This window comes from Kitasatospora sp. NPDC101176, assembly GCF_044768035.1.
In the GTDB taxonomy this organism is placed as follows: Bacteria; Actinomycetota; Actinomycetes; order Streptomycetales; family Streptomycetaceae; genus Kitasatospora.
In genome coordinates this window covers 96,054-102,271 of sequence record NZ_JBIWPA010000032.1, presented here as the reverse complement: position 1 = coordinate 102,271, position 6,218 = coordinate 96,054, and the positions used below count along the sequence as shown (strand labels likewise).

The following is a 6,218-nucleotide window of genomic DNA, read 5'->3' as shown; positions in this document are numbered from 1 at the left end:
ACCGCCGCACCGGATCGTTCCTGCTGATCGACCCGGCCGACGGCACCACCCTCACCGCCGGCATGGCGGGCGAGGCCTTCGCGACCGTACGCACCACCACCGACGCCACCGACGAGGAGGACTGGGTCTGATGCCCAGCGAGGCGTTCTCGGGCATGGACAAGGAAGGCGGCCGCATCGGCAGCGGCGTCCTCGGCAGCGGCCAGGGCGGCCTGACCCGATGTGTGGGCCGACAGGGCTGAGAACGCTCTGTCACCGGGCCACCTCCCCTCGACCGGCCCGGCTTGCCCGGCATCCACGATGCCGCAAGCACAGCTTCCGAACTTCCGTCCCGAGACCGTCTCCTGACGGTCCGTCCGTGAACAGGACCTGCCATGGCACCGAACCCGACGCCTTCGCATACCCTCGTCCGCCCCAACGCCGGCCGGATCAGACGCTCCGCCGTGGCCGCGGTGGCCGGCCTCACCGCCGTGACCCTGCTCTCGGCCTGCAGCTACGGCTCCAAGGCCGACGACAAGAAGCCCGCCGCCGCGGGTGACGCCGCCTCCAGTGCCTCCGGCGCGAAGCTCTCCGCCGACACCGTGAAGATCGGCTACTTCGCCAACCTCACCCACGGCACCGCCCTGGTCGGCCTCCAGGAAGGCCTCTACCAGAAGGAACTCGGCGCCACCCAGATCAAGACCCAGGTCTTCAACGCCGGCCCCGCCGAGATCGAGGCCCTCAACGCCGGCTCCATCGACATCGGCTGGATCGGCCCCTCCCCCGCCATTAACGGCTACACCAAGTCCGACGGCAAATCCCTCAAGATCATCAGCGGCTCCGCCTCCGGCGGCGTCAAACTCGTCGTCAACCCCGACAGGATCTCCACCCTCGACGACCTCAAGGGCAAGAAGATCGCCACCCCCCAACTCGGCAACACCCAGGACGTCGCCCTCCTCAACTACCTCGCCGGCAAGGGCTACAAGGTCGACGCCAGCTCCGGCGCCGGCGACGTCAGCGTCGTGCGCACCGACAACAAGGTCACCCCCGACGCCTACAAGCAGGGCTCCATCGACGGCGCCTGGGTCCCCGAACCCACCGCCTCCAAGCTCGTCACCCTCGGCGCCAAGGTCCTCCTCAACGAGAAGGACGTCTGGCCCGACAGGAAGTTCGTCATCACCAACCTCATCGTCAGCCAGAAGTTCCTCACCGAACACCCCGACGTCGTCGAAGCCGTCCTGCGCGGCTCCGTCACCACCAACGCCTTCATCAAGGCCAACCCCGACAAGGCCAAGGCCGACGCCAACGAGGCCATCAGGAAGGAAGCCGGCAACGCCCTCGAACCGGCCGTCCTCGACCCCGCCTGGGCCGACATCGACTTCCTCGACGACCCCCTCGCCGGCACCCTCCAGGCCGAAGCCGACCACGCCGTCACCGCCGGCCTCCTCAAGAAGCCGAACCTGAACGGCATCTACGACCTCACCCTGCTCAACAAGGTGCTCAAGGAGAAGGGCCAGAGCCCCGTGGCGGACGCCGGGCTCGGTGCCAAGTAGCGCCGGGCAGCACCGAGTCCCGCTCCCCGACTCCGCGGTCCGGACCCCCGCCCGCCCGGTCGATCCACGATCGATGCCCACCGGGACGGGCGGGGCCGGGCCCCGGCCCCGAACCCGCCAGACCACTCACGCAGGAGGTGCCCGGATGACCCCGGCACTGACCACCTCGGCGGACGCCGCCGGCACCGACGCCCCCGTCGACACGCCCGCCGTCCGGATCTCGCACGTGCACAAGTCCTTCGGCCGCCCTGGCGCGCAGACCCACGTCCTGGACGACATCACCCTCGACGTCGCGCCCGGCGAGTTCGTCACCCTGCTCGGCGCCTCCGGCTGCGGCAAGTCCACCCTGCTCAACCTGGTGGCCGGCCTCGACCGGCCCACCGCGGGCAGCATCGAGGTGCCCGGCGGCCGCCCGGCCCTGATGTTCCAGGAGCACGCGCTGTTCCCCTGGCTCACCGCCGGACGCAACATCGAGCTCGCCCTCAAGCTCGCCGGCGTCCCGCGCGCCGAACGCCGCGCCGAGGCCGAGCGCCTGCTGGAACTCGTCCGCCTCAAGGGCTCCTACGGCAAGCGGGTGCACGAGCTGTCCGGCGGCATGCGCCAGCGCGTCGCGATGGCCCGCGCCCTCGCCCAGGGCAGCAAGGTGCTGCTGATGGACGAGCCCTTCGCCGCGCTCGACGCCATCACCCGCGACGTGCTGCACGACGAGATCACCCGGATCTGGGCCGAACGGCAGCTGTCCGTCCTGTTCGTCACCCACAACGTGCGCGAGGCGGTGCGGCTCGCCCAGCGCGTCGTGCTGCTCTCCTCCCGCCCGGGCCGGGTCGCCCGCGAGTGGCGGATCGACCTGCCGCAACCCCGCCGGATCGAGTCCGCGGGCGTCGCCGACCTGTCCATCGAGATCACCGAAGAACTGCGTGGGGAGATCCGTCGCCATGGCCAGCACTGACACCACTCCGGTCCTGGACAAGACCGACCGGACCCCGGCCGACCGGGCCGCCCCCACCGACACCGCGGACGTCGGCGCCGGCCTCGACGCCCTGGACGCCGTCTCCGCCCAGCGCGGCTCGCTCGGCGAGGCGCTGCGGGCCAAGGCACTGCCGCCGCTGATCGGCGTGCTGGTGGTGCTGGCGCTGTGGCAGGGCGCGTACAGCCTGCACCTCACCTCCGCCTACAAGCTGCCCAGTCCGGCCGACGTGTGGCACTCCGCCCAGGACCTCTGGTACCAGGGCACCCTGTTCTCCATCATCTGGACCAGCGTCTGGCGCGGCCTGTCCGGCTTCGTGCTGGCCGTCGTCATCGGCACCCCGATCGGGCTGGTCGTGGCCCGGGTGCGCCCGGTGCGCACCGCGATCGGGCCGGTGCTGCAGGGCCTGCAGTCGCTGCCCTCGGTCGCCTGGGTGCCGGCCGCGGTCATCTGGCTCGGCATCAACGACCGGATGATGTACGCGGTGATCCTGCTCGGCGCCGTCCCGTCGATCGCCAACGGCCTGGTGGCCGGCATCGACCAGGTGCCGCCGCTGTTCCTGCGGGCCGGCCGCACCATCGGCGCCACCGGCCTGACCGGCGCCCGGCACGTGCTCATCCCGGCCGCGCTGCCCGGCTACCTGGCCGGCCTCAAGCAGGGCTGGGCCTTCTCCTGGCGCTCGCTGATGGCCGCCGAGCTGGTGGCCTCCTCCCCCGACCTGGGCCTCGGCCTCGGCCGGTACCTGGAGAACCAGCGCGAGTTCTCCGACATGTCCGGGGTGCTGCTCGGCATCGTCCTGATCCTGTTCGTCGGCATCGCCATCGAACTGCTGGTGTTCACCCCGGTCGAGCGCCGGGTGCTGCGCAACCGCGGCCTGCTGGCCGCCGCCAAGTGAGGTGACGACCGATGACGCCCGCCCTGCTCCTGATCGCGCACGGTAGCCGCGACCCGCGGCACGCCGCGACCGTGGCCGCGCTCGTCGAGCGGGTGCGGGCGCGGCGGCCCGGCCTGGAGGTCGCCACCGCCTACCTGGACCACTGCGCCCCGCGGATCCCCCAGGTGGTCGGGCGGCTCGGGGCGGCGGTGGCGGTCCCGCTGCTGCTCAACCGGGCCTTCCACGCCAAGCACGACGTCCCGGGCGCGCTGCGGGCCGCCGGCTCCGGGCTGCCGGTGGCGGACGTGCTCGGGCCCTCCCCGCTGCTGCTCGCCGCCCTGGAGCGGCGGCTCGCCGAGGCGGGACTGGACGTGGGCTCCGCGGCCGTCAGGGCCCGGACCGGACTGGTGCTGGCGGCCGCGGGCTCCTCGGACCCGGCGGCCGACGCGGCGACCCGCGCGGTGGCCGACCGGTGGCGCCGCGCCCGGGGCTGGGCCGGCGTCGAGGTGGCGTACGCCTCGGCCTCCGGTCCGCGCGTACCCGCGGCGCTGGCGGCCCTGCGCGCGGCCGGGGCCGTGCGCACCGCCGTCTCGCCGTACCTGCTGGCACCGGGGCTGCTGCCCGACCGCATCGCGGCGGAGGCGGCGGGTGCCGACCTGGTCGCCGGGGTGCTGGGAGCCGCCCCCGAGGTGGCGGAGCTGCTGCTGGAGCGCTACGACGGGGCGCGGGCGGCCGCGCGGGCGGCGGTCCCGGCGCCGGCGGCGCTGTCCGCCTGAGCCCGCCCGGACGGCTGGCCGACCGGCTGGCCGACCGCTCGCCCACCCGGCCACCCGCTGGACCACCCGCCCGCGGCATCACCGGCCCGGTCGCGGATCAGGCCGCCGGGGCCCAGCCGGTGATCGCGAAGCGGCTGCCCTCGCGCCGGACCTCGGCCGCGCCGGCGCCGGCGAAGTGCGCGGGCACGACGAGTTCGCGGTCGTCGGCGGCGCGTTCGAGCACGCCGCGCCGGGTGGCGGCGGCCTGCTGCGGGGCCTCGCAGAAGCAGCTGCTGTGGCTGGGGTCGAGGATCTGCACGGGGCTGTGCATCAGGTCGCCGACGAACACGGCGCGGTCCGTCCCGGACCGTACCCGCAGGACGGCGGATCCGGGGGTGTGGCCGGGGGCGGCCTCGAGGGTGAGGGCGGCGTCGATGCGGTGGGTGCCCTCCCAGAGCACGGCCTGGCCGAGCACGGGGGCGATGCTGTCGGTGTAGACGAGCTCGTCGCCGGCCCGGGCGGCCCGCTCCTGCTCGTTCCGGGCGGCGGGGCGCCGGTGGGCGTTGCGGGGGTCGAAGTGGCGCTGGTCGGCGAGCGGGATCAGGTAGGTGGCGTTGGGGAACGTCGGCGTCCACGCGCCGTTCTCCAGCCGGGTGTTCCAGCCGACGTGGTCGTAGTGGACGTGGGTGTTGACGACGAAGTCCACGTCCTGCGGCCGGACGCCGGCGGCGGCGAGCCGGTCGAGGAAGTCGCCCTCGAGGCCGCTGAAGAGCGGGGCCTGGGGCCGGTCGCGGTCGTTGCCGACGCCGGTGTCGACGAGGACGACCTTGTCGGCGCAGTTCAGGATCCAGGTCTGGACCGCTCCGACGAGGTGGTCGTCCGCGGGGTTCCAGTGGTCGGGGGCCAGCCAGGCGGCGTTGTCCCGCCAGAGCTCGGGGGGCGAGCCCGGGACGACGGTGCGGGCGGGCGCGAACGGGCCCTGGAGTTCGACGATCTTGGTGACCTCGATCTCGCCGAGGTGGAAGGTCTGCATGACTCCACGTTAGGTCGGGCGGGCGAGCGTTCCGATGCCCGATCGGCTCGGATGATTGCGCGATCGTCTCGCCACCTGGCGCCCGTACGATGAGCCGGTGGACGTACTGAGCGACGCGATCGCCGCCATGCGCACCGGGCGGCCCTCCTCCGACCGGCTGCGGGTCCTCGGGCCGTGGTGCCAGCGGTTCGAGCCCTACGACGGGGCCGGGTTCCACGTCCTGCTGCGCGGCGCCGGCTGGCTTGTCCCCGAGCACGGCGAGCCGACCCGGCTGGAGGCGGGGGACGCGGTCCTGGTGCCGCACGGCGGCGCGCACGCGCTGTCCGACTCGCCGCGGGTCACGGGCCCGGCGCCGTTCGGCACGCTCGTCGACGGGGCGGACGCCCCGGACGGCGCCGCCGACTTCCTGTGCGGCAAGTACCGGCTGGACCGCACCCGCGCGCACCCGGTGCTGGCCGGCCTGCCGGAGGTGGTGCACGTCCCGGCCCGGCTCGGCCGCCACCCGGAGCTGCGCGCGGCGATCGAGCTGCTGGCCGCGGAGGCCTCCGGGGCCCGGCCGGGCCGGGACGCGGCGGTCTCGGGGCTGCTCGACCTGCTGCTGGTGTACCTGGTGCGGGCCTGGCTCGACGGGAACGCGCAGGAGGGGTGGCCGCTGGCACTGCGGGACCGCGAGGTGGCGGCCGCGTTGGAGGCGATCCACTCCGACCTGACCCGGCCCTGGCGGGTGGAGGACCTGGCGGCCCGGGTCGGGCTGTCGCGGGCGACGCTGGCCCGCAGGTTCACCGCGCTCACCGGGCAGCCGCCCATCGGCTACCTGACGTGGTGGCGGATGACCACGGCGGCGCGGCTGCTGCGCGAGACCGACCAGCCGCTGCCGGCCGTGGCGCGGCAGGTCGGCTACGGCTCGCCGTTCGCGTTCTCGCACGCCTTCAAGCGGCACGCGGGGCTCACCCCGGGCCGCTACCGCGCGGCGGCGGAGCGGCCCTGAGGCGGTGCGGCCGACGGCTCCCCGGAGGGGCCGCAGGAGCGTCGGCCGCACCGCCCCGCGCGGGGCGCCC

General features: G+C 74.4%; 6 protein-coding genes. 5 read left to right on the top strand and 1 reads right to left on the bottom strand.

Annotation, left to right across the window (positions count from 1 at the left end; all coding sequences use genetic code 11):
• Nucleotides 1-373 precede the first annotated feature (373 nt).
• The 4 genes from ACIRS1_RS31680 to ACIRS1_RS31665 all read left to right on the top strand — a co-directional run bounded on the left by ACIRS1_RS31680 (nucleotide 374) and on the right by ACIRS1_RS31665 (nucleotide 4,148).
• Complete coding sequence (locus tag ACIRS1_RS31680; RefSeq protein WP_402845617.1) at nucleotides 374-1,531, top strand: aliphatic sulfonate ABC transporter substrate-binding protein; 1,158 nt, start codon at nucleotides 374-376, stop codon at nucleotides 1,529-1,531.
• A gap of 145 nt (nucleotides 1,532-1,676) precedes the next feature.
• Nucleotides 1,677-2,480, top strand: coding sequence for an ABC transporter ATP-binding protein (locus tag ACIRS1_RS31675; protein ID WP_402845615.1), 804 nt, complete (start codon nucleotides 1,677-1,679; stop codon nucleotides 2,478-2,480).
• Complete coding sequence (locus ACIRS1_RS31670; protein WP_402845613.1) at nucleotides 2,467-3,393, top strand: ABC transporter permease; 927 nt, start codon at nucleotides 2,467-2,469, stop codon at nucleotides 3,391-3,393. The genes ACIRS1_RS31675 and ACIRS1_RS31670 overlap by 14 nt, the downstream gene beginning before the upstream one ends.
• Nucleotides 3,394-3,404: 11 nt before the next feature.
• Nucleotides 3,405-4,148, top strand: a complete 744-nt coding sequence (locus ACIRS1_RS31665; RefSeq protein ID WP_402845612.1) for a sirohydrochlorin chelatase — start codon at nucleotides 3,405-3,407, stop codon at nucleotides 4,146-4,148.
• Between the two features lie 97 nt (nucleotides 4,149-4,245).
• Here ACIRS1_RS31665 and ACIRS1_RS31660 read toward each other — a convergent pair whose 3' ends face one another.
• Entirely contained in the window at nucleotides 4,246-5,160 is a 915-nt protein-coding gene (locus ACIRS1_RS31660; RefSeq protein WP_402845610.1) for an MBL fold metallo-hydrolase, read from the bottom strand.
• A 97-nt stretch (nucleotides 5,161-5,257) separates the two neighbouring features.
• On the opposite strand from ACIRS1_RS31660, the gene ACIRS1_RS31655 reads away from it, so the two are divergent.
• Nucleotides 5,258-6,148 (top strand): AraC family transcriptional regulator, encoded by an 891-nt coding sequence (locus ACIRS1_RS31655; protein ID WP_402845608.1) that lies wholly within the window; start codon nucleotides 5,258-5,260, stop codon nucleotides 6,146-6,148.
• Nucleotides 6,149-6,218 lie beyond the last annotated feature (70 nt).

Bases quoted from the DNA above. Each gene is read 5' to 3' on its own strand.
- ACIRS1_RS31680 (WP_402845617.1), top strand. From the start codon at position 374: ATGGCACCGAACCCGACGCCTTCGCATACCCTCGTCCGCCCCAACGCC.
- ACIRS1_RS31675 (WP_402845615.1), top strand. From the start codon at position 1,677: ATGACCCCGGCACTGACCACCTCGGCGGACGCCGCCGGCACCGACGCC.
- ACIRS1_RS31670 (WP_402845613.1), top strand. From the start codon at position 2,467: ATGGCCAGCACTGACACCACTCCGGTCCTGGACAAGACCGACCGGACC.
- ACIRS1_RS31665 (WP_402845612.1), top strand. From the start codon at position 3,405: ATGACGCCCGCCCTGCTCCTGATCGCGCACGGTAGCCGCGACCCGCGG.
- ACIRS1_RS31660 (WP_402845610.1), bottom strand. From the start codon at position 5,160: ATGCAGACCTTCCACCTCGGCGAGATCGAGGTCACCAAGATCGTCGAA.